The 23,909-nt window shown below is 71.7% G+C and carries 24 protein-coding genes; 13 read left to right on the plus strand and 11 right to left on the minus strand.

Going from position 1 to position 23,909, the window contains the following annotated elements; translation table 11 throughout:
* Positions 1-24 precede the first annotated feature (24 nt).
* The gene (locus tag ACX6XY_RS07060) at positions 25-660 is read left to right on the plus strand and encodes an HAD family hydrolase (RefSeq protein ID WP_460327591.1); all 636 of its coding nucleotides are present in this window, start codon (positions 25-27) and stop codon (positions 658-660) included.
* Positions 661-711: 51 nt separating this feature from the next.
* On the opposite strand, the gene ACX6XY_RS07065 is transcribed toward ACX6XY_RS07060, so the two are convergent.
* Complete coding sequence (locus ACX6XY_RS07065; RefSeq protein WP_460327593.1) at positions 712-948, minus strand: hypothetical protein; 237 nt, start codon at positions 946-948, stop codon at positions 712-714.
* A gap of 149 nt (positions 949-1,097) precedes the next feature.
* On the opposite strand from ACX6XY_RS07065, the gene ACX6XY_RS07070 reads away from it, so the two are divergent.
* Positions 1,098-1,481, plus strand: a complete 384-nt coding sequence (locus ACX6XY_RS07070) for a cold-shock protein (RefSeq protein ID WP_460327595.1) — start codon at positions 1,098-1,100, stop codon at positions 1,479-1,481.
* A gap of 53 nt (positions 1,482-1,534) precedes the next feature.
* Here the strand turns inward: ACX6XY_RS07070 and ACX6XY_RS07075 are convergent, their stop codons facing one another.
* From ACX6XY_RS07075 to ACX6XY_RS07090, 4 genes are read right to left on the minus strand one after another with little or no spacing between them, the layout of a single operon-like run.
* Positions 1,535-2,446 carry a 1,4-dihydroxy-6-naphthoate synthase gene (locus ACX6XY_RS07075; protein WP_460327596.1) on the minus strand — a complete coding sequence of 304 codons (912 nt, stop codon included), beginning with the start codon at positions 2,444-2,446 and terminating at the stop codon, positions 1,535-1,537.
* The gene (locus tag ACX6XY_RS07080) at positions 2,443-3,243 is read right to left on the minus strand and encodes a futalosine hydrolase (RefSeq protein WP_460327598.1); all 801 of its coding nucleotides are present in this window, start codon (positions 3,241-3,243) and stop codon (positions 2,443-2,445) included. Before ACX6XY_RS07080 ends, ACX6XY_RS07075 begins: the two co-directional genes overlap by 4 nt.
* An 8-nt stretch (positions 3,244-3,251) precedes the next feature.
* Positions 3,252-3,746, minus strand: a complete 495-nt coding sequence (locus tag ACX6XY_RS07085; protein WP_460327600.1) for a hypothetical protein — start codon at positions 3,744-3,746, stop codon at positions 3,252-3,254.
* A 30-nt stretch (positions 3,747-3,776) separates the two neighbouring features.
* Entirely contained in the window at positions 3,777-5,108 is a 1,332-nt protein-coding gene (locus ACX6XY_RS07090; protein WP_460327727.1) for an MFS transporter, read from the minus strand.
* A gap of 487 nt (positions 5,109-5,595) precedes the next feature.
* On the opposite strand from ACX6XY_RS07090, the gene ACX6XY_RS07095 reads away from it, so the two are divergent.
* Positions 5,596-6,522: a DUF3027 domain-containing protein gene (locus ACX6XY_RS07095; protein WP_460327602.1), complete on the plus strand. Its 927-nt coding sequence runs from the start codon at positions 5,596-5,598 to the stop codon at positions 6,520-6,522.
* Between the two features lie 286 nt (positions 6,523-6,808).
* Here the strand turns inward: ACX6XY_RS07095 and ACX6XY_RS07100 are convergent, their stop codons facing one another.
* Positions 6,809-7,009: a DUF5988 family protein gene (locus ACX6XY_RS07100; protein ID WP_460327604.1), complete on the minus strand. Its 201-nt coding sequence runs from the start codon at positions 7,007-7,009 to the stop codon at positions 6,809-6,811.
* Positions 7,010-7,191: 182 nt separating this feature from the next.
* Between ACX6XY_RS07100 and ACX6XY_RS07105 the strand changes: the two genes are divergently transcribed.
* Positions 7,192-10,317: a sacsin N-terminal ATP-binding-like domain-containing protein gene (locus ACX6XY_RS07105; RefSeq protein WP_460327606.1), complete on the plus strand. Its 3,126-nt coding sequence runs from the start codon at positions 7,192-7,194 to the stop codon at positions 10,315-10,317.
* Here ACX6XY_RS07105 and ACX6XY_RS07110 read toward each other — a convergent pair.
* Positions 10,314-10,922, minus strand: coding sequence for an SGNH/GDSL hydrolase family protein (locus ACX6XY_RS07110; RefSeq protein ID WP_460327609.1), 609 nt, complete (start codon positions 10,920-10,922; stop codon positions 10,314-10,316). The genes ACX6XY_RS07105 and ACX6XY_RS07110 overlap by 4 nt on opposite strands.
* 293 nt (positions 10,923-11,215) lie before the next feature.
* Between ACX6XY_RS07110 and ACX6XY_RS07115 the strand changes: the two genes are divergently transcribed.
* Positions 11,216-11,590 carry a VOC family protein gene (locus ACX6XY_RS07115; RefSeq protein ID WP_460327611.1) on the plus strand — a complete coding sequence of 125 codons (375 nt, stop codon included), beginning with the start codon at positions 11,216-11,218 and terminating at the stop codon, positions 11,588-11,590.
* Between the two features lie 53 nt (positions 11,591-11,643).
* On the opposite strand, the gene ACX6XY_RS07120 is transcribed toward ACX6XY_RS07115, so the two are convergent.
* Positions 11,644-12,198: a class I SAM-dependent methyltransferase gene (locus tag ACX6XY_RS07120; RefSeq protein WP_460327613.1), complete on the minus strand. Its 555-nt coding sequence runs from the start codon at positions 12,196-12,198 to the stop codon at positions 11,644-11,646.
* Positions 12,199-12,394: 196 nt separating this feature from the next.
* On the opposite strand from ACX6XY_RS07120, the gene ACX6XY_RS07125 reads away from it, so the two are divergent.
* The 5 genes from ACX6XY_RS07125 to ACX6XY_RS07145 all read left to right on the plus strand — a co-directional run bounded on the left by ACX6XY_RS07125 (position 12,395) and on the right by ACX6XY_RS07145 (position 16,849).
* Entirely contained in the window at positions 12,395-13,609 is a 1,215-nt protein-coding gene (locus ACX6XY_RS07125; RefSeq protein WP_460327615.1) for a helix-turn-helix domain-containing protein, read from the plus strand.
* A 340-nt stretch (positions 13,610-13,949) separates the two neighbouring features.
* Positions 13,950-14,195 carry a hypothetical protein gene (locus tag ACX6XY_RS07130; protein ID WP_460327618.1) on the plus strand — a complete coding sequence of 82 codons (246 nt, stop codon included), beginning with the start codon at positions 13,950-13,952 and terminating at the stop codon, positions 14,193-14,195.
* Positions 14,196-14,355: 160 nt separating this feature from the next.
* Positions 14,356-14,694, plus strand: coding sequence for a hypothetical protein (locus ACX6XY_RS07135; RefSeq protein WP_460327619.1), 339 nt, complete (start codon positions 14,356-14,358; stop codon positions 14,692-14,694).
* On the plus strand, positions 14,694-15,662 hold the full coding sequence (gene tgmB, locus ACX6XY_RS07140; protein WP_460327621.1) for an ATP-grasp ribosomal peptide maturase: 969 nt from the start codon (positions 14,694-14,696) through the stop codon (positions 15,660-15,662). Before ACX6XY_RS07135 ends, tgmB begins: the two co-directional genes overlap by 1 nt.
* Complete coding sequence (locus tag ACX6XY_RS07145) at positions 15,659-16,849, plus strand: methyltransferase domain-containing protein (protein WP_460327623.1); 1,191 nt, start codon at positions 15,659-15,661, stop codon at positions 16,847-16,849. The genes tgmB and ACX6XY_RS07145 overlap by 4 nt, the downstream gene beginning before the upstream one ends.
* A gap of 50 nt (positions 16,850-16,899) precedes the next feature.
* Here ACX6XY_RS07145 and ACX6XY_RS07150 read toward each other — a convergent pair whose 3' ends face one another.
* Together ACX6XY_RS07150 and ACX6XY_RS07155 are read right to left on the minus strand one after the other, a co-directional pair.
* Positions 16,900-19,449: an HAD-IC family P-type ATPase gene (locus tag ACX6XY_RS07150; RefSeq protein WP_460327625.1), complete on the minus strand. Its 2,550-nt coding sequence runs from the start codon at positions 19,447-19,449 to the stop codon at positions 16,900-16,902.
* An 87-nt stretch (positions 19,450-19,536) separates the two neighbouring features.
* Positions 19,537-19,875: a DUF2530 domain-containing protein gene (locus tag ACX6XY_RS07155; protein WP_460327627.1), complete on the minus strand. Its 339-nt coding sequence runs from the start codon at positions 19,873-19,875 to the stop codon at positions 19,537-19,539.
* Positions 19,876-20,118: 243 nt separating this feature from the next.
* On the opposite strand from ACX6XY_RS07155, the gene ACX6XY_RS07160 reads away from it, so the two are divergent.
* On the plus strand, positions 20,119-21,516 hold the full coding sequence (locus ACX6XY_RS07160; protein ID WP_460327629.1) for an NCS2 family permease: 1,398 nt from the start codon (positions 20,119-20,121) through the stop codon (positions 21,514-21,516).
* Positions 21,517-21,544: 28 nt separating this feature from the next.
* Here ACX6XY_RS07160 and ACX6XY_RS07165 read toward each other — a convergent pair whose 3' ends face one another.
* A complete protein-coding gene (locus ACX6XY_RS07165) occupies positions 21,545-21,727 on the minus strand; it encodes a ribbon-helix-helix protein, CopG family (protein ID WP_460327631.1) in 183 nt (60 codons plus the stop codon).
* Between the two features lie 145 nt (positions 21,728-21,872).
* Here ACX6XY_RS07165 and ACX6XY_RS07170 point away from each other — a divergent pair, with 145 nt between their 5' ends.
* A complete protein-coding gene (locus ACX6XY_RS07170) occupies positions 21,873-22,310 on the plus strand; it encodes a MarR family winged helix-turn-helix transcriptional regulator (RefSeq protein WP_460327633.1) in 438 nt (145 codons plus the stop codon).
* A 144-nt stretch (positions 22,311-22,454) separates the two neighbouring features.
* Complete coding sequence (locus tag ACX6XY_RS07175; RefSeq protein ID WP_460327635.1) at positions 22,455-23,867, plus strand: MFS transporter; 1,413 nt, start codon at positions 22,455-22,457, stop codon at positions 23,865-23,867.
* Positions 23,868-23,909: the final 42 nt, after the last annotated feature.

Raw genomic sequence — 23,909 nt, forward strand, 5'->3', positions numbered from 1 at the left:
GATCGGGTCGGCACAATGGACGGCATGGCATCTCATCAGCTCAACGGACCGTTCACCGTCGGCTTTGACCTGGATATGACCCTGATCGACTCACGACCCGGCATCCGGGCGGTCTATCAGGCGCTTTCCGCCGAGACCGGGGTGCGGATCGACGCCGACGTCGCCGTGTCGCGGCTCGGGCCTCCGCTGGAGCACGAAGTGGCGCGGTGGGTCCCCGAGGAGCGAGTTCCGGCCATCTGTGAGCGCTTCCGCGAGCTGTACCCGACCTACGCGATCGAGCCAACTCCCGCCCTGCCCGGCGCCCGCGAGGCCGTCGCCGCCGTACGCGAGCAGGGCGGCCGCGCCATCGTCGTCACCGCCAAGAACGAACTCCACGCCAAGCTCCACCTCGCCCGCCTCGGCATCGAGCCCGACGCGGTGGTCGGCTGGCTCTGGGCCGAGGCCAAGGCGGAGGCCCTGCGCGAGTACGAGGCGGCGGTGTACGTCGGCGACCACCTCGGCGACGTACGCGGCGCGCGGAGCGCGGGGGCCCTCTCGGTCGCCGTGCCGACCGGGCCCTGTGACGCGGACGAACTGCGCGCGGAAGGCGCGGACGTGCTGCTCAGCGACCTGACGGAGTTCCCCGGCTGGCTGGCGCGGTACCGCGCCGGGCAGGGCTGAGCGGCGGCTGACCCTGGGCGGCGCGCGGCCGCGCCCCGGCCGGAGGCGCGGCTACAGCGCCTCGCGCGCCGCGCGGCGCTGTGCCGCGATGGACCGCAGCACGCCCGCGCCCGCGATCGCGAAGCCCACGCCCATCAGCATGGACACGGCGTACGCCACGGTCGGGAACGGGTCTGTGCCCAGGAACAGCGGGGCCACGGTGACCAGAGTGGCCAGCGCCCCGACGAAGAAGACGATCGCGCCGACACGGACCAGCCGGTCCCCCGCGCCCATAGGTGTGTCACTCACGCGACCAGGGTAGTTCCCTGCGGGCAGGAACCGGCCGGGGGCGTCTTGTCACCGGCCCAGCGACCAATAGTCTTGGTGGCAGCGGGTCAGACGGCCCGCTGTAGTGCTATCCAGAGCCGTTTCCCACGAGTACGAGGACGAGGACAGACGTGCCTACCGGCAAGGTCAAGTGGTTCAACAGTGAGAAGGGCTTCGGCTTCCTCTCCCGCGACGACGGCGGTGACGTCTTCGTTCACTCGTCAGTGCTGCCCGCTGGAGTGGACTCGCTCAAGCCTGGCCAGCGCGTCGAGTTCGGTGTCGTCGCAGGTCAGCGCGGTGACCAGGCATTGTCTGTGACAGTGCTCGACCCCGCGCCGTCGGTGGCGGCCGCCCAGCGCCGCAAGCCGGATGAGCTCGCCTCGATCGTCCAGGACCTGACCACCCTGCTGGAGGGCGTCACCCAGCAGCTGGAGCGCGGGCGCTACCCGGACAAGACGCACGGCGCGAAGATCGCCGGGATGCTGCGGGCGGTCGCGGACCAGTTGGACGTCTGAGGCGTCTGGGGTGTTCGGGGCGTCTGGGGTGTTCGGGGGCGTTTGGGGGCGGTTTAGAACGGCTTCAGCGCGTCGCGGCCGAGCGGCGGTACGAGACCCTCGGCCGCGGCGCGCGTGAGCAGTCCCCGTACCGCCGCGTAGCCGGACTCGCCGAGGTCGGCCGTGAACTCGTTCACATAGAGCCCGATGTGCTGGTCGGCGACGCGCGGGTCCATCTCCTGGGCGTGCTGGAGCACGTACGCGCGGGACGCCTCGGGGTCGTCCCAGGCCATCCGCACGGACGCGCGCGCGGCGTCGGCCAGGGACTTCAGCGTCGCCTCGCCCAGCGACCGCTTGGCGATGATCGCGCCGAGCGGGATCGGCAGGCCGGTCGTCCGCTCCCAGTGCGCGCCCATGTCCGCCAGACAGCGCAGCCCGTACTCCTGATAGGTGAACCGCGCCTCGTGGATGACCAGACCGGCGTCCACCCGGCCGTCCCGTACGGCGGGCATGATCTCGTGGAACGGCATGACGACGATGTCCCCGACGCCGTCGGCCAGCGTGTCCGCCGCCCAGAGGCGGAACAGCAGATACGCCGTCGAGCGCTCGCTCGGCACGGCCACGGTCTTCCCGGTCAGGTCGGCGTCGGCGTCGGGTTCGCGGGTGAGGACGAGGGGGCCGCAGCCGCGGCCCAGCGCGCCGCCGCAGGGGAGCAGGGCGTACTCGTCCAGTACGTAGGGCAGGACGGCGTAGGAGACCTTGAGTACGTCCAGCTCGCCGCGCTCGGCCAGGCCGTTGGTGACGTCGATGTCGGCGAAGGTGACGTCGATCTCGGGCGCGCCGGGCACCAGGCCGTGCGCCCACGCGTGGAAGACGAAGGTGTCGTTCGGGCAGGGCGAGTAGGCGAAGCGCAGCGCCGCCTTGCCTGTCCCGTCCGTCCCGTCCGTCCTGTCCGTCCTGTCTGTCTTGGCGGTCTTGGCCGTCATGGGGTCTCCGTCGGGCGGCGGGCGTGGGTGCGGAGCGGCGGCGGTTCGGCCTCGGGGTGCGCAGGTGTCGCCTCGGGGGGCGTGGATGACTCGTAGTGGGCGAGTGCGGGGGCGAGTGCGGCGCAGGTCTCGGTGAGCGCCGCCAGCGCGTCGCCGATCCGCCAGGCGGCGCGGTCGCGCGGGCCCACCGGGTTGGAGACCGCGCGCAGTTCCAGCACCGCGCAGCCCTGCGCGGCGGCCGCCTCGGCGACCCCGAAGCCCTCCATCGCCTCGGCGACGGCGTCCGGGTGCCGCGCCCTGAGCCGCGCGGCCCGCTCGGCGGTGCCGGTGACGGTGGAGACCGTCAGCACGGCGCCGGTGAGTACGGCGCCGGTGGTGCGGGCGGCGGCGGCCGCGTCGGCGGCGGCCCGTACGAGCGCGGCGGGCGGCCGGTGCTCGACCGTGCCGAAACCCAGCTCGGTCACCGGCAGGAACCCGTCGGCGGTCTCGGCGCCCAGGTCGGCCGCCACGATCGCGTCGGCGACCACCACGGACCCGACCGGCGCATCGGGCGCGAAGCCGCCGCCGATCCCGGCCGACACCACCAGGTCGTACGGCTCACCCGCGAGCGCGGCGGCGGTCAGCGCCCGAGCCGTACCCGCCGCGGCGGCCGCGGGGCCGACGCCCGCGGCCAGTACGTCCACGCGCGGGGCGACAGGGCTGCCGGGGCCCGCGCCCCGGCCCTGGGCGGCGGCGGGCAGGCCCGCGGTGACGGCGTCCGCCTCCGCGGCGACCGCGGTGACCATCAGCACCCGCATCGGCGGGATCAGGCGTCGTCGTTGACGAGCTTGAAGTTCCAGACGCCCCTGAACTTGGTGCCCTCGTCGTTCGCCTGCTCCACGACGCTGATGTAGAGGTTGTCCTCGACCGAACCGTCCTGCTGCGGCGCGAACACGTCGATGCCCTGGAAGCTGCGGAAGGTCTTCTTGAACGCGTTGGGGCTGATGACCTGCTGGCCGTTGACCCACAGGGTCCAGCCCTTGTCGGCGATCTCCTTGTCGACGCCGATGCGCATCGTCTCGCCCTGCGACACGGTGACGGACTTCTTCGACTTCTTCAGGGCGCACTCCACAGCCTTCTCCCGGCTGAAGCCCTTGCCGTCGTCGTAGCAGGTGGCCTCGGAGCTCACCGTGCTGTCACCGAAGGTGACCGTCGCGATGGGCGTCGGCTTCTCGCAGGCCGCGAGTACGAGGAGTCCGGCGGACACGGCGCCGAGGGCGGCGGCGGGGCGGCGGCCCTTGGCCGCGAGCAGGAAGGTCATGCCCCGAAGGCTATCGGGAGCGGGCGCGGGTCATGCCACGCGGGGGTGCGGCGTGCCCCGTCTGGCGGCGGCCAGCAGCCCGCGTACGGTCGTCAGCCAGCCGACGCCGACGATGCTCGCGCCGACCGCCAGACCCAGGCCGCCGTTCAGCGGCAGTGCGATGCCGATCGCGCCGCCGATCACCCAGGACATCTGCAGCGTCGTCTCGGAGCGCGCGAACGCGGAGGTGCGCACCAGCTCGGGTACGTCCCGCTGGATCGTCGCGTCGAGCGAGAGCTTCCCCAGCGCCTGGGCGAAGCCCGCGGCCGCCCCGAGGCAGGCGATCACCACCGTGCCGTACAGGATCGCCGCGGTGATCGCCACGGCGAGCACGAACGCGACGACCGTCACGATGATCAGCTCCGGCGCGCGGGCGCGCAGCGCCGCGCCGACCGCCGTGCCGATCGCGTTCCCGACGCCCGCCGCGACCCCCACGATGCCGAGCGACACCGCGGCGCTCTGCCCCGCGAGCGGCTCCTCGCGCAGCAGGAACGCGAGGAAGAAGATCAGGAAGCCGGTGAGACAGCGGATCGAGGCGTTGGCCAGCAGCCCGTGCGTCACCGACGGGCCGACCGTACGCAGCCCGATCTTGCGCGGCGACTCCTTCGGGGTGCCGGGCAGGTGTACGTGGACGTGTTCCGCGTCCGCCGCGAGCAGCGCCCGGCGCTCGCCGCGCGCCGAGTCCACCTTGTGCGGCAGCGTGAACGACAGGACCATGCCGGTGACGAACAGCGCGAACGCGCCGTACAGCGGCCACTCGGGGCCGATCTGGTGCAGCCCCGCCGCGACCGGCGCGGCGACGCCGGTCGCGAGCAGCCCGCCGAGCGTCACCCGCGAGTTCGCCCTGACCAGCGAGAAGCGCGGCGGCAGCAGGCGCGGCACGACCGCGCTGCGGACCACGCCGTACGCCTTCGACGACACCAGGACGCCCAGCGCCGCGGGATACAGCTCGATGCTGCCGGTGGCCACCGCGCCCGACAGGGTCAGCGCGAGCAGCGCCCTGGCCAGCATCGAGCCCGCCATCGCCGCGCGGCGGCCGTGCGGGATACGGTCCAGAAGCGGGCCGATCACGGGGGCCAGCAGAGTGAACGGGGCCATCGTGATCGCCAGGTAGAGGGCGACCCGGCCGCGGGCCTCGTCGGTCGGCACCGAGAAGAACACCGTGGAGGCGAGCGCCACGGTCACCATCACGTCGCCCGCGCCGTTGACCCCGTGCAGCTCGATCAGCTTGCCCAGGCCCGACTCGCCCGCGCCGTGCGCGTGCGTGGCGCGTCTGATGCCCTTGGCGGTACCGGTGAACGGCAGGTGCAGGGCGCGGGCGATGGCGCGGGCCGTCCTGCGTAGCGGGCCCGCGCTCTTGGGGTGCGCCTTCTTGGGGTGCGCCTTTCTCGGGTTCTTCGGGTTCGGGTTCGGGTTCTTCTTCGGGTTTTCCGGGTTCTCTGGGTTCTCCGGGTTTGACGACCTCGCCGTGGTCACTTCGACATAGTGCCCCAACACCTGCCACACCGGGGTGGTCCCGTCGTCGTCGCGTCCTGGTGTGCTCCTTGGCGCGCTCCTGGCGTGCCAGGACGCGTCTACCCGGATCCCCGCACCTTGATGTGGGCCTTGGCTCGCGAAAGAGGTAGCGTGCGTAGCGCGCCTGCGGCGGTTGTGCTTGGCCGCGCGCCTCTTCGCGATCCCGCAGAATGGATGGCGTAGGTGCGCCCGAGAGTGACCGGGCGCGGACGTCGACGCGGCCCACCGGTCCGCTCCGTCCGCACCCCGTGCCGGGTCGGCGCACTCGTGACGGCGTAGGAGAGAAGCGATACCTGTGAGCGCAGCGACAACGCGAAGCCGCACCCCCGACCGCCTGTGCGCCGAGGCGGTCGACCTCGCCAGGGCGGCGGCCGAGGAGACGGCCGCGCCCGGTGTCGTCGGGGAGCACGTCGGGGCCGTCTCGGAGGGCGACCGGGTCGTCACCCACCTCTTCGCGTGCGAGGAACTGGGCTACCGGGGCTGGCGCTGGGCGGTGACGGTCGCCCGCGCGTCCCGCGCGAAGGTCGTCACCCTGGACGAGACGGCGCTGCTGCCGGGGCCGGACTCGCTGCTCGCGCCCGAGTGGGTACCGTGGAGCGAGCGGCTGCGGCCCGGTGACATGGGGCCCGGCGATCTGCTCCCCACCGACGCGGACGACCTGCGTCTTGAGCCCGGTTTCAGCGCCGAGGACGTTCCGCCGCCGAACTCCGCGGTCTCCGAGGAGATGGCGGAGCTGGTCGAGGCGGAGGACGCGGAGGTGACCGACGGGCCGCCCGCCGAGCTGCCGATCGCCCCGGCGCGCGGGTCCATCTCGGCGGTCGCCGAGGAGCTCGGCCTGCGGCGGGCGCGTGTCCTGTCCCGGTACGGGCTGCACAGCGCCGCCGACCGCTGGGACGAGAACTTCGGCGCGAAGACCCCGATGGCGCAGGCCGCGCCCGCCAGCTGTGTCAGCTGCGGGTTCCTGGTGCCGATCGCGGGGTCCCTGCGGCAGGCGTTCGGGATCTGCGGCAACGAGTTCAGTCCGGCGGACGGGCGGGTCGTCTCGCTGGCGTACGGGTGCGGCGGGCACTCCGAGGCGGCCGTCATGCCCAAGCCGCCGCGGCCCGCGCCGCATGTGCTCGACACCATGAAGGTCGAGCCGATGCCGTTGCGGCCGCCCGCCGACTCGGGATCGGTGGCGCCGGAGGGGGCGGCGGAGGACGCGGACCTGGGGCACTCCTGAGCGGGGCGGCGGGGCGGCTGGCGTGAGCGGGGCGGCTGGCGCGCCGTTCGCCTGGTGTTTCGTCGTGGGTCGGGGGCCCGTCGGGGGGTACGTGCTCACGCCGATGGGGAACCCGGTGTCGGGAAACGCGTGCGGCGGCGGTGACCATCGGCGCTGCGCGCGCACCCCCCGACGGGCCCCCTTCCGTCTCGTCGGCGGCCGCGGTCCGGTGGGGACGCGCGGTACGGCCGCGGCCCGGTCCACCACACCGCGTCCGTGACGCGAACGCCCCGCGTGGCTCCGTGGGCTATTCGGCGATCTCGGTGCGCTCCCACCACTCGTAGACGACCAGGCGGCCCTGGGCCGTGTCTGTGTGCCGCGGGGTGGCCTTGAAGTGCTCGTAGCCGCCGCGGTGCAGGATCTTCAGCTCCTGGCCGGGTGGGGTGATCGGGACGATGCGCTCGGGCAGGTCGTCCGGTCCGCCTTCGAGGAATGCCTTGACTGCCATGAGGTCAGTCTTGCCTCGGGCCGTACCGGCCGCATGTCGGGTGGTTCAGCCGAACGACACACCTCGTGTCGCGGGCGGGGGACACGCGTGTGCGGCCCGGTGGGTGACGGCCCCTGCGCGGGCGGGGCGCGGTGGTGACGCGGTACCTTCGGGCGCAGTCGTCGTGAGAAAGGCAGATCCCCGTGAGCAAATTCGTGCGGCCCGCCCCCGAAGGGACCGACCCCTTCGGCACCGCGCGTCTGCGGCGGGCGGTGCTCGACGCGTGGAGCACCGCACCGGCCCGGTTCCGGGAGGACGCGAACGCCGAGGAGGAGCTGGTACTCGGCGGCTACCGGGACCGGCTGGTCGTGGAGCTGGCGCAGAACGCCGCCGACGCGGCGGCCCGCGCGGGCGTGCCGGGGCGGCTGAGTCTCACCCTGCGGGACGGCGTGCTGGCCGCCGCCAACACCGGTGCGCCGCTGGACGCGGCGGGCGTCGAGTCGCTCAGTACGCTGCGGGCCTCCGCCAAGCGGGACGGGCGGGAGCGGTCGGTCGGGCGGTTCGGGGTCGGGTTCGCCGCGGTGCTCGCGGTGAGCGACGAGCCCGCCGTGGTGGGGCGTACCGGCGGGGTGCGGTTCTCGCTGGCCGAGGCGCGGGAGCTGGCTCAGCGGGCCGCCGAGTCCGGTCCGGGGCTCGATGTGGAGCTGCGCCGGCGGGACGGGCATGTGCCGCTGCTGCGGCTGCCGTTGGCGGCGGCGGGCATCGCCCCCGAGCCGTACGACACCGTGGTGATGCTGCCGCTGCGGGACGCCGCGGCCGAGGCGCTCGCGGAGCGGCTGCTCGACGGGATCGATGACGCGCTGCTGCTGGCCCTGCCGGGGCTCGCCGAGGTCGTCGTCGAGACGCCGGACGGCACGCGGACGCTCCGCCGGAGCCAGGACGACGACTGTGTGCGGATCGAGGACAGCCGGTCGGGCGTCACCCGGTGGCGGACCGCCAGCGTGGGCGGGGAGTTGGACCGCGCCCTGCTGGAGGGGCGGCCCGTCGAGGAGCGGCTGCGGCCCCACTGGTCGGTGACCTGGGCCGTTCCGGTGGACGAGCGGGGCGCTCCGGGGCGGCCTCGTACGGGGGCGGTGGTGCATGCTCCGACGCCGAGTGACGAGCCGCAGGGGCTGCCCGCGCTGCTCATCGCGTCTTTTCCGATGGACGCGATGCGGCGGCGTGTCGCCCCTGGGCCGCTGACTGACTTCCTGGTGGAGCGTGCCGCCGATCTGTACGGTGAACTGCTGGCTGGGTGGCGGCCGTTGACGACGGGCACGCTCGATCTGGTGCCGGGGCCGCTGGGCGGGTCCGAGCTGGACGGCGCGCTGCGCGCGGCGGTTCTGGAGCGTCTGCCGCGCACTCCTTTCCTGGTTCCGGCGCTCTCCGGCGCGGAGGAGGATGAGGGGGAGGGCGAGGACGGTGACCTGCGGGGTGAGCGGCCCCTGACCCTGCGGCCCTTCGAGGCCGAGGTGATCGAGGGCGCGGGCGCTGAGACCGTACGCGTGCTGGCCGAGGTGCTGCCGACCCTGCTGCCCGCCGGGCTTGAGCGCCGTGCCGAGCTGCGCACGCTCGGGGTCGCGCGGGTGCCGTTGCAGGACGCCGTGGACCGGCTCGCCGGGCTTGAGCGGGAGCCCGGCTGGTGGTGGCGGCTGTACGAGTCGCTGGCCGGGGTCGACCCGGACCGGCTGACCGGGCTGCCGGTGCCGCTCGCCGACGGGCGGACCACGATCGGCCCCCGGCAGGTGCTGCTCCCCGGTCCCGATACGCCGGGGGATCTGGCCAGGCTCGGGCTGAAGGTCGCGCACGCCGTCGCCGCGCACCCCCTGCTGGAGAAGCTCGGCGCGCTGCCCGCGACCCCGCGCTCCGTGCTGACCACGCCCCAGGTGCGGGCCGCCGTGGCCGCGTCGCTGGACGACGAGACATGGGACGAGGACGGGGACACTCCGGACGCCGACGAACTGGCCGAGACGGTCCTCGCCCTCGTACGGGAAGCGGGCCTGGAGCCGGGCGACGAGCCCTGGCTCGGCGCACTCGCCCTGCCCGACGAGGACGGCGAGCTGGCCCCGGCGGGTGAACTGGTCCTGCCCGGCAGCCCGTTCGCGCAGATCATGCGCGAGGGTGAACTGGCCGAAGTGGACGCCGACTTGGCCGAGCGCTGGGGTGAGGGGCCGCTCGCCGCGTGCGGGGTGCTGGCGACCTTCGCCCTCGTACGGGCCAGCGACGTCGTCCTCGACCCGGACGAACTCGACCCCAGGGAAGGCGACTTCGCCGAGCCCGACGACGCGGGCCTGCTGGACGCGGTCGACGTCTGGGCCGAGGACGTCCTGGACCAGCTGCCTCAGTCGCCCGTCCCGCCCGTGGCCACCGAACTCGTCGCCGTACGCGACCTGGACCTGGTCGACGACGACCGCTGGCCGCAGGCGCTGGCGCTGCTGTCCCAGCCGCCGCTGCGGGACGCGCTGACCCTGCCGGTGCGGGTCCTGCTCCCGGACGGCACGACCGAGTCCGTACGGCCCTATACGGCCTGGTGGCTGCGCGGGCACCCGGTGCTCGGCGGCCGCCGCCCCGCCGGGCTGCGCGCGGCGGGCGGCGACCCGCTGCTGGCCGGTCTCTACGAGGAGGCGGACGCCGCCGGCTTCGACGACGAACAGGTGCTGCGGGCGCTGGGCGTACGCACCTCGGTGGCGGCCCTGCTGGACGAGCCCGGCGGCGCGGCCGAACTCCTGGACCGCCTCGCCGACCCGTCGCTGCCCGTCACCGCCGCCCAACTCCACGCCCTGTACGGCGCGCTGGCCGACCTCGACCCGGAACAGGTCACGCTCCCCGACGAGTTGCGGGCGGTGGTGGACGGCGAAGTCCGCGTGGTGGCCGCGGCGGACGCCATGGTCGCGGACGCCCCCGACCTGCTGCCGCTGTCCGCCGGTCTCGCCCTGCTGCCGGTACGCCCGGCACGGGCGGCCGAACTCGCGGAGCTGTTCCAGGTGCGGCGGCTCAGCGAGGTCGGCGCGGAGGCGATCCCGGACGAGGGCGTCGAGCGCACCGTCCCGGACGCGGTACGCGTACTGCTGGGCCCCGCCACCCCGGCGACGTACCGCGAACACGAGGAACTGGGCGACCTGGAGTGGCGTCGCACCCCGGACGGCGCGGTCCACGCCGCGACCCTGGAGGGCGTGGCGGCGGGCCTGTCCTGGGCGACCGCCCAGTGGCCCCGCCGCTTCGAGGTCGCGGCGCTGCTGGAGGACCCGTCCCGCACGGAGGAACTGGCCCGCGACCGCTGGTTCGACTAGCGCGAGTCCAATTCCCCCAACCCCATCGCCCGCAGCGCGAGGTCGGCCAGCTCCAGGTGGCCCGCCGGGTTGGGGTGGGCCGGGTCGTCGAGCCACGCGATGGGGTCGTCCGCGCCGAAGTGCTCCCGCCAGTGCGTCTCATGGTCGACGAGCAGCGCGCCGGTGTCCTTCGCGAGCTCCCGCACGGCCTGGCAGTACGCGGGAAGCGCCGCGCGCCGCTCCCGCCCCGCCACGCTGACCAGCGCCGGGGTGTGCAGCACGACCTGGGTCTGCGGCCCGGACCCGGCGATGATCCGGTGCATCGCGTCGCGGAACTCGGGCAGCCCGTCCTCCCCGGCGAGGCAGTCGTTCGTCCCGAGCGACACGGACAGCACGTCCGGCGCGAACCGCCCGATGAGCCGGTCTCGCTCCGCGAGCACATCGACCGCGCTCCACCCGGAGACGCCGGTGTTGACCACGACGTCGGTGAGCCGCCCCAACTGCCACCGCACCCGCTCGTGCAGATGCTCGACCCAGCTCCGCGCCCCGTGGGTGTGCAGCACCCCCTGAGTGATGCTGTCCCCGGTCACCACCCAGGTCATGGGCCCGTCCGCCAGCCGAATCATCCCGCTTCCTCTCTGCCTGCGCTGCTCGGTGTGCGTCCCCACGCACCACGCCTCGACTCTACTGACCGCGGGAGTGCGGATACGTTGGCGTGACCAGCCGGTTCGCGTAGGCTCTTGCGATGTGAACACCGGACCGGCGCTACGCCACACACGGATGGGCCACCCGGTGGGAGGCTGATCACGCAGCGGGTGCGGAGAAGGCACCCCCTCAGTTCGGCACGCGGACCTCCCCGTGCTCGTGCACCACGAGTCCGTTTTCCGTTTTCCGTGCCGAGCACAACGAGGTCAGCTGAATGACTGTCACGTTCAACCACACCATCATCGCCGCCAAGGACCGCCACGAGTCGGCTCGCTTCTTCCGGGAGCTGCTGGAACTGCCGGAAGCGCCTTCCTGGGGCCCGTTCACCAACATCCAGCTCGCCGACGGCGTGCTGCTGCAGTTCGCCGAGCCGCCGGTGGAGATCCAGATGCAGCACTACGCGTTCCTGGTCGACGACGAGCTGTTCGACCGGGCGTACCGGCGGCTCTGCGACCAGGGCGTCGAGCACTGGGCCGATCCGCGGATGCGACGCCCGGGCGAGATCAACAACGAGCACGGCGGCCGAGGCGTGTACTTCAAGGACCCCGGCGGCCACGCGATCGAGCTGATCACCCGCCCGTACCTGTAGCCGGGGGGCCTGGTCGGGCACCCGCAGGGCGGTGCCCGACCACCGTGCCCGCGTCAGCGAAGTTCGAGCGTGAGCAGCGGCTCGGCGAGCTCCGGCGCCGGGGCATCGGGGTCCGCGGCGACGGCCTGCTCCACTCGGCGCAGGCCCTCCTCCAGCTCGGCGGGGCTGAGCTGCGCGAAGAGCGAGAGGGTGCGCAGGCGCAGCCGTCCGCCCGGCCTGAGCACCCTGGCCAGTTCGCGGGCGGCTCGGGGCTGGTCCTGGACGTGGTGCCAGGACCAGGCCAGGAGCGCGTAGTCGGCGCTCTCGGACGGCACCGGTATCTCCTCGGCTGCGCCCGCGATGTACCGCACATCGGGATGCCGCGACTGGGCCTGCGCGACCTCACGCATACGGTCGGCCGGTTCGACGCCGACGACCGGCCCGAACGTTTCCGCCAGCGCGGGCGCGAACCTGCCGGTGCCCGAGCCGACGTCCAGCCCCGCCAGCGGACGCCGTTCGGGCAACGCCGCTGCGAAGGCGCTGATCCACGCCTGTAGTTGCCGCTCGGTGAGTGCGCGGCCGCGCGCGTAGTCCTGGTGCTGCTGCGTGTTGTAGTCGACGGTCCGCATCGCATCTCCCGCGTCAGCCGGACGGCCACAAGTGCCGCCCTGATATATCGAGTTGATACATCGGAACGATATGCATCACCACGCGACCCCACAAGAGCGCCAGCCCGCCCCACCGGGATAGCGTCCCAGGGCCGTCTAGGCGCCACACGCCGTGTACCGGGCGTAGCGTGGAGACCACGACCATCCGGGAGTGGCCATGGAGTTCCACGAGGAAACCGGCATCGGAGATCGAGTCGCCCGGCTTCGGCTCCGACGCAAACTGACGCAGGAGAGGCTGGCGGAGCGCGCGGGCCTCTCCGTCGACATCGTCCGGAAACTTGAGCAGGGCCGTCGGCAAACCGCTCGACTCGCCACGCTCAACGCGCTTGCCCGCGCGCTGGATGTGGAGCCCTCGATACTGGTTGGTCAGCCCAGCACGTTCGAGGTTCACGACGAGGCCGATCCGCCCTCCGTCCTGGCACTGCGGCAAGCGGTCTCGCCTGTGTCCGAGTTCTTAGGTGAGGACCCGGATCCTGAAGATCCCCCGAATATCGCCGAGTTGCGGCAATCGTTGAAGTCGACAGAGCGCATCCGGCGCGAAGGCCGCATGGCGGATATCGGAACGCTGTTGCCACAACTGATCTCAGACGCCAGGGCCGCCGCGCAAACCCACACTGGGGACGATGCCGCTGCCGCCTATTCCGTTCTCGCAGAGGCCTATCAGGTCGCCGCGACGACGTTGGCAGCTCTCGGTAAGGAAGACGCGGGGTTCACGGCACTTGAGCGGTCCATGGACGCGTCCCGCAAGAGCGACGATCCCCGTCTTGAGATCGTGGGGATCTCGTGTCTGTCCTGGATCTTCACGAAGCAGGGCAGACTCGAAGACGCCGAGCGCGTCGCTCTGTCACGTGCCGACACGATGGATCCGGGGTTCCGTTCACAGCCTGTGGATCTGGCGCTGTGGGGAGTTCTCCTGCTGCGAGCGGCCACGGCGGCGGTCCGGCGGGAGAAGCGGGACACCGTGCGGGAGCTGCTCAGCATGGCAGGCGCGGCAGCCGCCAGAATCGGGGTGGACCGCCTCGATTACGCCACCCCTTTCGGCCCTACGAACTTGGGCGTCGCCAAGGTGAACTTCTTTGTCGAGATGGAGGAAAGCGCGGAAGCGTTGCGTACCGCGCGCACGGTTCCAGATCTTCAGACGCTCCCCCCGACATGGCGCGCCCGATTCCACGTCGACCGGGCCCTGGCCTACGCCGACGTGAACGACGAAGCAAGGTCGGTCCAGGCTTTGCTGAGAGCGGAGGGCATCGCACCCGAGTGGATGAGGTATCACGCGACGTCGCGTCGCATCGTTGCCGAGTTGCGTAGCCGTGAGCACCGCAGGACATCTCCGGTATCCGAGTTGGCCGACCGTCTGAATCTCGACGGGTAGGACGTAGCGTCCTAGCTCCACGGCAAAGTGGGACAGCGCGTCGCTGTCAGCCTGTCCACGAGCGCCCTAGCGTGCGGCACTTAAGACCCCCGCGACCGCGCGAACGGTCCGGGGGCGTGGCCACCAGCTACGAGGGAGCTGACGACGGTGAGCATTATCCATGCCCTGATCCTGCGGGCGAGTCTGGCGTTCGGTCCGCGCGGATGCGGCGGTCGACACCGGGCCCGCCCAGCCGCACCGCGACCGCCCGCGCCTGTTCCCGGCACGCTCCGACAGAGGCAGACGGGGGAACGACTGCCTGCTCCCCGCTCCCCGTACGGGCTCGACGTACCGCTGGACGGTGAGGACTCGGCCCTGGTCCGCCCGTACCTCGCGGCGTACGAGCAGCGGCGTGCCGGGGGCGCGACAGGTGCCGTGCACCCGTTGCAACGAAACCACCGACTGCCCGGTGCTCGTCTCCGAGGTGCACCAGAACTCCGGGCCCGGCTTCAGCGTCTACGCCTGCCCCGACTGCACGGTGCACTTCCCGCCCCTGCCCGATGCGTCGGACCTGCTGTCGGACGCTGTTGAGCGGAGGGCAAAGTGAAGGCCGCCCCCCGCCTGCCGGTGCCTCGCGCATGACACTGCACGTCTACCAGCTCAGTTGCGCACCTCCCTGGCCGGAACGGCTATCACCAAAGGCCTTCCCGCCCTACACGGGCGGGAATGTACGAGCACTTCCCACCCATTGAGAAAGGGGAAGCGACATGCCCACCACACCCATCGAAGAGCGGCGACCCACCGGGTTGGCTCTCGACGTACCGGAACTGCGGTTCCCGTTGAGCGCTGACAGGGCTGCGACCATGCCGGAGCTGTCTGGCCAGGAGGGGCCGTCGCCGTTCGCGTTTCGTTTCCTGGTGCCGGTGTCGGCCACGGGCGGCATCCTGCCGGGCGATGTCGTGTACGACGAGGCCTCGCAGACGGGCACGTATGAAGGTATGCCGCCCGGCGTCTACATGACCAAGAACCCGCCGAAGACGTACGGCCCTACGCAGCCCTCCGGACAGATGGACGCGCCGGACGACCCCGGACCGAGCGACGACTGATGAACGATGCCGGACAGGTTCTCATCCTGGCGGGTCGCTTCGATCCGACCTGTGATCTGGTGGTTGAGGAACTGAACCGGCGTGCCGTGCCCGTCTTCCGGGCTGACCTGGCCGAGTTCCCGCTGAGGCTCACACTCGCCGCGAGCCTCAGCGGGAACCGCTGGCACGGCACGCTGACAAGCGACCGTCGCACGCTCGACCTGGCGTCGGTTCGGTCCGTCTACTACCGCCGCCCCGCTCGCCCGAAGTTTCCCGAGAAGATGGCCGTTGAAGCCCGTAAGGTCGCCGAGACCGAAGCCCGCTGGGGTTTCGGCGGGTTGCTGTCCGCCCTGCCGTGCCGTTGGCTTCCTCCCCCTGGGAAGGCGGCCGACGCCGAGTACAAGCCGCTGCAACTGCGCGTCGCCGCCGAGGCAGGGCTGAGCGTTCCCCGAACACTGATCACCAACGATCCGGACGCCGCACGGGACTTCGCCGACTCGATCGGTGGCCAGCTCGTCTACAAGCCGTTCTTTCACGTGCGCGGCACTGTGCACGGACAGACCGCCGCCGTGTACGCGAGCATCGTCACCGTCGCCGATCTGCCTCACCCGGACATCGCCGTCACAGCCCACCTGTTCCAGGAGTGGGTGCCCAAGGCGTACGAAGTTCGGCTGACCGCCGTCGGCAGCCAGATTTTCGCGGCCGAGATCCACGCGGCTTCCGATGCGGGGCACATCGACTGGCGGAGCGACTACGACAGCCACACGTACAAGGTCTGCGAGCCGCCTCACGATGTGGCGGCCGGGGTGCTGCGACTGCTCGACCGGCTCGGTCTTCCTTACGGTGCCTGTGACTTCGTGGTGACCCCGGAAGGCGATTGGCGGTTCCTGGAGGTGAACCCGAACGGACAGTACGGGTTCATCGAGCAGGCGACGGGGCTGCCGATCACGGCCGCGATCTGTGACTACCTGGAAGGGAACGACCAGTGACGAACGTCCTCGACGATGAGCAGCGTCTCATCGCCGCCCGCGTCTCGCTCACGCGGCAGATCGACCGGGGCAGCGTGGTGCTGTCCGCACGGCTGGCGGGGGCGTTCCTCAATGTCCCCCGGCATCCGTTCGTGCCCGCCTTCTACCGGCGTGAGGGTGAGCGGTTTATCCCGTGGCGGTTCGCCGACGGTGACCCTGACGCGTGGCTTGACGCCGTCTACGCGGACGAGTCGCTCATCACGGAGGTGGACGGCGTACACGCCGAGCAGGCCGACCCCGAGGGACTGACCGGCGTGCCCACCTCGTCCTCGACCGCGCCGAGCCTCATGGCGGACATGCTCGACGCCCTCGACGTCAATGAGGGCGATGAGGTGTACGAGGCCGGGACCGGCAGCGGCTACCACGCCGCGATGCTGTGCCGCCTCGCCGGGGCCGGGCACGTCACCACCGTGGAGCGCTCCGGCGCCCTCACGACCATGGCCCGCGCGCGGCTCGAAGCGGTCGGCTTCGAGCCGCGCGTCATCCACGGCGACGGCGCGCGGGACCTCCCGCCCGGCGCGACGTACGACCGCCTCATCGCCACCGCGTCGGTGCGTCGCCTCCCGCCCGAGTGGCTGGAGCGGTGCCGTCCTGGCGGCATCATGGTCGTGCCCGTCAAAGGGGCGTTGGCCGGAGGCGTGCTCGCTCGGCTGACCAAGCTGCCGGACGGCGCGGCGGTCGGCCGCATCCTGCACACACCCGCGGCGTTCATGCCGCTCAAGAGCGGCCCCGAAGCGCCGACGCCCGAAGCGTCGACAGGAGTGCCTCCGGTTCCGGACGGTCCCCGTCGGGCCTCCGAGCTGTCGGGACGGGAGCTGGACGACTGGACGTTCTCGTTCTTCGCCCAGCTCCATATGCCCCCGGACGTCATCCGGACCTACGGACAGCGCGCGGACGGGCGGCACATCACGACCCTGTACGGCCCGGCGGACGGCTCGGCGGCCCGTGTCGAGGACATGCCCGACGGGCCGCCGCAGGTGACGTCCACCGGGCCACGGGACCTGTGGAGGCCGGTCGAGGCCGCCCACCGGAACTGGCGGCGGCTGAACCGGCCGCGCCGCGAGTGGTTCACCGTCGAAGCCACCCCCGCCGGGCAGACCGTGACGTACACGGCCCCGGACGGCCGGGCCCACCGCTGGCCCCTGTAGCGACGCCCGCCCGGCCGGGCCCCGCGTGGTCGTGGCGGGTCAGGCGGGTGTCAGGCCGGAACCCGGCGGTTCACCCAGCGGAACGCGAGCTCGATGCCGAGTGCCGCGACCGCCGCGATGCCCACCGCGCCCCATGGCATCGTCGTACCGACCAGCTGGAGCTTGAAGAAGTCCTGGAGCCAGGGGACCACCATGACCAGCAGGAAGCCGAGGCCCATCGTGCCGATCAGGGCGATCCGCCACCAGGTGTACGGGCGGGCGATGATCGCCAGGACCCAGATCGCGATCAGGAACAGGGTGAGGGTCGCCGCGCTGGTCTCGGCCTCGCGGGCGCCCGGCCCGTCGTAGTGGTGGCGGGCCAGCAGGTACGTGGCGAAGGTCGCCACGGCCGCGATCGCGCCGCCGGGGATCGCGTACCGCATGACCCTGCGCACGAAGTGCGGTTGCGCGCGCTCCTTGTTGGGGGCGAGGGCCAGGAAGAAGGCGGGCACGCCGATGGTGAGGGTGGAGAGCAGGGTGAGGTGGCGGGGAAGGAAGAGGTACTCGACCTGGGTGCAGACCACCAGGAGGGCGAGGAGGACCGAGTAGACGGTTTTGACGAGGAAGAGGGTCGCGACTCGGGTGATGTTGCCGATGACGCGACGCCCCTCGGCGACCACCGAAGGCAGCGTCGCGAAGCTGTTGTTGAGCAGGACGATCTGGGCCACGGCTCGGGTGGCCTCGGACCCCGAGCCCATCGAGACGCCGATGTCGGCGTCTTTCAGGGCCAGTACGTCGTTGACGCCGTCGCCGGTCATCGCGACCGTGTGGCCGCGTGACTGGAGCGCGCCGACCATGTCCCGCTTCTGCTGCGGGGTGACGCGGCCGAACACCGCGTTGTCCTCCAGGGTCTTGGCCATCTCGTCCCGCTCGGCGGGCAGCGTACGGGCGTCCACCGTGTGCTCGGCGCCGGGCAGGTCGAGCTTGCCCGCCACCGCGCCGACCGACACCGCGTTGTCGCCGGAGATCACCTTCGCGGCGACGTTCTGCTCCTCGAAGTAGCGCAGGGTGTCCGCCGCGTCGGGGCGCAGCCGCTGCTCCAGGACGACCAGGGCGCTCGCTCGCGCGCCCGTGGCGACCGACTCCGCGTCCAGGTCCTTGACCGCGCGGGCCAGCAACAGCACGCGCAGGCCCTGCTCGTTGAGGTGGTCGATCTCGGTGAGGGTCGGGTCACCGGCCGGGAGCAGGACGTCTGGCGCGCCGAGCAGCCAGGTGGAGTTCTCGCCGTCGCCCTCGCTGAACGAGGCGCCGCTGTACTTGCGGGCCGAGGAGAAGGGGAGCGACTCGGTGCAGCGCCATTCCTCGCTGTCCGGGTACGCGTCGATGATCGCCTGGAGCGACGCGTTCGGGCGCGGGTCGGACTCGCCGAGCGCGCCGAGCACCTTGCGTACGTACGCCTCGTCCGCGCTGTTCAGCAGGCGCAGCTCGGTGACGTCCATGCCGCCCTCGGTGAGGGTGCCCGTCTTGTCCAGGCAGACCGTGTCCACGCGCGCGAGGCCCTCGATGGCGGGCAGCTCCTGCACCAGGCACTGTTTCCGGCCGAGCCGGATGACGCCGATCGCGAAGGCGACCGAGGTGAGCAGCACCAGGCCTTCGGGGATCATCGGGACGATGCCGCCGACGGTGTAGGCGATGGACTCCTTGAAGTTGTCGTCCTTGACGACGAGTTGGCTGATGACCAGGCCGATCGAGGTCGGGATCATCAGATACGTGACGTACTTGAGGATGGTGGAGATGCCGGAGCGCAGCTCGGAGTGGACGAGCGTGAAGCGCGACGCCTCCTCGGCGAGCTGCGCGGCGTAGGCCTCGCGGCCGACCTTGGTCGCGGTGAACGCGCCGCCGCCCGCGACCACGAAGCTGCCGGACATCACCGGGTCGCCGGGCTTCTTCAGGACCGGGTCGGCCTCGCCGGTGAGCAGCGACTCGTCGATCTCCAGGCCGTCCGCCTCGACGACGGCGCCGTCCACGACGATCTTGTCGCCCGGCCCGATCTCGATGAGGTCGCCGAGCACGATCTCGGAGGTGGAGATCTCGGCGGCGACGCCGTCGCGGCGGACCGTGGGCTTGGCCTCGCCGATGACCGCGAGGTTGTCCAGGGTCTTCTTGGCGCGCAGCTCCTGGATGATGCCGATGCCGGTGTTGGCGACGATCACGAAGCCGAACAGGCTGTCCTGGATCGGCGCGACGATCAGCATGATCACCCAGAGGACGCCGATCAGGGCGTTGAACCGGGTGAAGACGTTGCCGCGGATGATCTCGCCGATCGAGCGGCTGCTGCGGACCGGTACGTCGTTCACCTCGCCGCGCGCGACGCGCTCGGCGACTTCGGCGGTGGTCAGGCCGAGAGGGCTGACGGCGACGGGCTGCGGACCCGAGGGGCCCGTGTCCGTGTCCGTGTCCGTGTCCGACGGTGCCGGTGGGGAGGCCGGGTGTACGGGGTCCGGGGCGGCGTCGGCCCCGGCTCCGGCCTCGGCCCCGGCCTCGGCCCCGGTGTCGCGCCGTTGCCTGCCGCCGCCTCCCGGCTCAGGTCCGTCGGTGTCGAGATCTGCCCGCTGCGTCATGCCTCAGACGGTACGGGGCGCGGGAGCGGTTCACTCGCCGAGGGGTCCGGAATCAGGGTTCTGGCGGGAGAAGATCAGACCTGGGTGCTACTTGCCGGGGCCCTGGGCGGGGTCGTCCTCCGGGGCCGCCGTCGCCTCGGCCGTGGCGGAGGTGGTCGCCTCGGTCGCCTCGGCCGCGCGTGCCCGCTTGATCGCGGCGTCGCGCTTGCGTACGTACCAGATGCCGATCAGGCCGAGGCCCGCACCGGCCAGCGGGGTCCACACCCACCACAGGCGGTCGTGGTCCGCGAACCAGCCGTAGAACGGGAGCTGCGCGAGGAACAGCACGAACCAGATGACGGTGCCGCCGACGACGGTGGCGACCACCGGGCCCTCCAGGGGCTCCGGCGCCTCGTGCTTGATGGGTCCCGCGAAGAATCCGGCCATGCGACCAGCTTACGAGGGGCCCTCGCGCGGGCCGCGGCCGCCTGGTCAGGCCCGTACGACTGGGGAGCTGCGCGGGGTCTACGCGCGGAGATAGTCATTTCTTCCTTATGTGTTCATACTGAACCGGTCCCCGCTGGCTGTTTTTGTTCGTAGGAACATACAAGCGTTGCCGGATTCGGGGTGACTCTCTCCTGCTCCTAGCTCTCAGCTCCTAGCTCTCCACGCCCCGAAGGTCACGCACGCATGTCTGGTAACGCCCTCGATCGCTACTTCAAGATCTCGGCGCGGGGCTCCACGCTCGCCCGCGAGGTGCGGGGCGGGTTCGCCACCTTCTTCGCGATGGCCTACATCATCGTGCTGAACCCGATCATCCTCGGCAGCGCCAAGGACATACACGGCCACCAGCTCGACAACGGCCAGCTGGTCACCGCCACCGTCCTCACCGCCGCCTTCACCACCCTGCTGATGGGCGTCATCGGCAATGTGCCGATCGCGCTCGCCGCCGGACTCGGCGTGAACACCGTGGTCGCGCTCCAGCTCGCGCCCCGGATGAGCTGGCCGGACGCCATGGGCATGGTGGTGCTCGCCGGGTTCGTCGTGATGCTGCTGGTCGCCACGGGCCTGCGGGAACGGGTGATGAACGCGGTGCCGCTGGGGCTGCGCAAGGGCATCGCGATCGGCATCGGCCTGTTCATCATGCTGATCGGCCTGGTGGACGCGGGCTTCGTCACCCGCATCCCGGACGCCGCGCAGACCACCGTCCCGCTGCAACTGGGCGGCGACGGCCACCTGACCGGCTGGCCGGTGCTGGTCTTCGTGCTCGGCGCGCTGCTCACGCTCGCCCTGATCGTCCGCAGGGTGCCCGGCGCGATCCTGCTGAGCATCGTGGCGATGACCGTACTCGCGATGGTCGTCAACCTGGTCGCCGACGTCCCGTCCTGGGGTCTGACCACCCCCGAGTGGCCGGGCAACCCGGTCGCCGCGCCGGACTTCGGGCTGATCGGCGAGGTCAGCCTGTTCGGCGGGTTCGGCAAGGTCGGCCTGCTCACCGGCGTCCTGTTCGTCTTCACGGTGCTGCTCTCGACGTTCTTCGACGCGATGGGCACGATCATGGGCGTCAGCGACGAGGCCGGTCTCGCCGACCGGGACGGCCAGCTGCCGGGCATGAACCGGGTGCTGTTCGTCGACGGCATCGCCGTCGCGGCCGGTGGCGCCAGCTCGTCGTCGGCCACCACCTGCTTCGTGGAGTCCACGGCGGGCGTCGGCGAGGGCGCGCGTACCGGCTTCGCGAACGTCGTCACGGGCGGGCTGTTCGCCGGGGCGCTCTTCCTGACGCCGCTGGCCACCATGGTGCCGTCGCAGGCCGCCACGCCGGCGCTGCTCGCGGTCGGGTTCCTGATCCTGTCCGGTTCGGTCGGCGCGATCGACTGGACGGACTACACGGTCGCGATCCCGGCGTTCCTGACGATGCTGATGATGCCGTTCACGTACTCGATCACCAACGGCATCGGGATCGGCTTCATCGCCTTCACCGTGCTGCGGCTCGCCGCCGGGCGGGGGCGCGAGGTGCCGGTCGCGATGTACGTGGTGTCGGCGGTGTTCGGCTTCTACTACCTGATGCCGTCGCTCGGGCTGACCTGAGGCGGTCTCGGGCGGGCCCGGAGGGGGCCTAGGGCACGCCGTAGAACTTCTCCGTCTCGTCCACCGCCGCCTTGAAGCGTTCGTCGAAGTCATCGCGAATGAGCGTCCGGACTACGTAGTCCTGGACGCTCATTCCTCTTTTGGCCGCGTGTCGTCGGAGCCGCTCCAGCAGCTCCCCGTCTATGCGCAGGCTGAGCACGTTGGTTCCCATGCGCTTCAGGGTCGCCGGGACGGGGTGGCCAGTGCGTCACTTTCCGGAATCAGCTCACTCGTATGGGTGAGGCTGTGCCGCGCTCGGTCGACGTCGTGCGCTAAACGACTGGTCCTTAGTCAGGGTAATGAGTTACTCTAACTACATGCCGGACCTTTCCCATGGCGACAACGCTGCCGCCGTGAACGCCCTGCGCTCCGCGATCATGCGCCTCGGCCGTCGACTCAAGCACCAGAGGGTCGACGAGTCGCTGAGCCCCACCGAGATGTCGGTGCTCGGCACCCTGGCCCGCTGCGGCTCGGCCACACCGGGCGAGCTCGCGCGCCGGGAGCATGTGCAGCCGCCGTCCATGACCCGCATCGTGGCCCTGCTGGAGGCCAAGGGGCTGGTCCGGCTCGAACCGCACCCGGACGACCGCCGCCAGAAGGTGGTCAGCCAGACCGAGACCGCCGAAGCGATGCTCGAGGAGAGCCGCCGCAAGCGCAACGCCTGGCTGGCCTCGCTCGCGGCGGACCTGGACGAGGAGGAGTGGGCGAAGCTGCGCGCGGCCGCGCCCGTCCTGGAGAAACTCGCCCACCTGTAAGCCGGACCAGCGGTCGGGCCGATGGCCAGACCTGTGGCCGGACCAGTGGCCAGACCAGTGGCCGGATCGAGCCAGTCTTGAGCCGCTCCCGCTGTGCTGGCCGACGTGACAGAACCGACAGAACCGCATGGAGGCGAAGCCCACTTGAGTACGGGACCCGGAGCAGACTCCGCCCCCGGACCAGATACCCCCGACACTCCTGACCCGGCCGAGGCTGCCGAGCCCGCCAAGCCCGCCGAGCCCGCCGAATCGGCCGCGCCCGCCAAGCCCGGCATGTTCAGCTCGCTGAAGAACCGGAACTACCGGCTCTTCTTCACCGGGCAGGTGATCTCCAACACCGGCACCTGGATGCAGCGCATCGCCCAGGACTGGCTGGTGCTGACCCTGACCGGATCCGCGTCCGCCGTCGGTCTCACCATCGCGCTGCAGTTCCTGCCGATGCTGCTGTTCGGCCTGTACGGCGGCGTCCTCGTGGACCGCCTGCCCAAGCGCCGCACCCTCTTCGCCACACAGTCCGCGATGGCCCTGACCGGTGTCGCGCTCGCCGTGCTCACCCTCGCCGGGCACGTCCAGACCTGGCATGTCTACCTCACGGCGTTCCTGCTCGGCCTGGCCACCGTCGTCGACAACCCGGCCCGGCAGGCCTTCGTCGCCGAGCTGGTCGGCCCCGAGCAGCTGCCCAACGCGGTCAGCCTGAACTCCGCGAACTTCCAGTCCGCCCGGCTGGTCGGCCCCGCCGTCGCCGGTGTGCTGATCACCGCCGTCGGCAGCGGCTACGCCTTCCTGCTCAACGGCCTGTCCTTCCTCGCGCCGCTGATCGGCCTCGCGCTGATGCGCCCCGCCGAGCTGCACAAGGTGGAGCGCGCCCCGCGCGGCAAGGGGCAGCTGCGGGAAGGGCTGCGCTATGTCGCCGGGCGTCCCGAGCTGATCTGGCCGATCGTGCTCATCGGGTTCATCGGCACCTTCGGCTTCAACTTCCCGATCTGGCTGAGCGCGTTCGTGGACGACGTCTACCACTCGGGCGCGAGTACGTACGGCCTGCTCAACACCCTGATGGCGGCCGGTTCGCTGGCCGGAGCGCTGCTCGCCGCGCGGCGCGGCAGCCCACGGCTGCGGATCCTGGTCGGCGCCGCGGTGCTCTTCGGCGTACTGGAGATCGTGACCGCGTTCGCGCCGTCGTACTGGCTGTTCGCGGCGCTGCTCGTACCGCTCGGCATGTTCGGCCTGACGGTCAACGTGGTCGCCAACTCCAGCGTGCAGATGGCCACCGACCCGGCGATGCGGGGCCGGGTGATGAGCCTGTTCATGATGGTCTTCACCGGCGGTACGCCGCTGGGGGCGCCGCTCGTCGGCTGGGTCACCGACACCTACGGGGCCCGGATCGGCTTCGCCGCGGGCGGGGCCGTGTCGCTGCTCGCCGCGCTGGTGATCGGGCTGATCCTGGCGCGGGTCGGCGGGCTGCGGCTGCGGGTACGGATGCACCGTGGGCACCCCCAGGTGCGGTTCGTGCCGCGGGAGCGCGCGACCGCCGCGCCTGAGACGGCCGCCGCGGCCTGAGGCGGCTGCCGGGCCTGAGGCGGCTGCCGGGCCTGAGGCGGC

This window comes from Streptomyces sp. O3, from assembly GCF_054788135.1.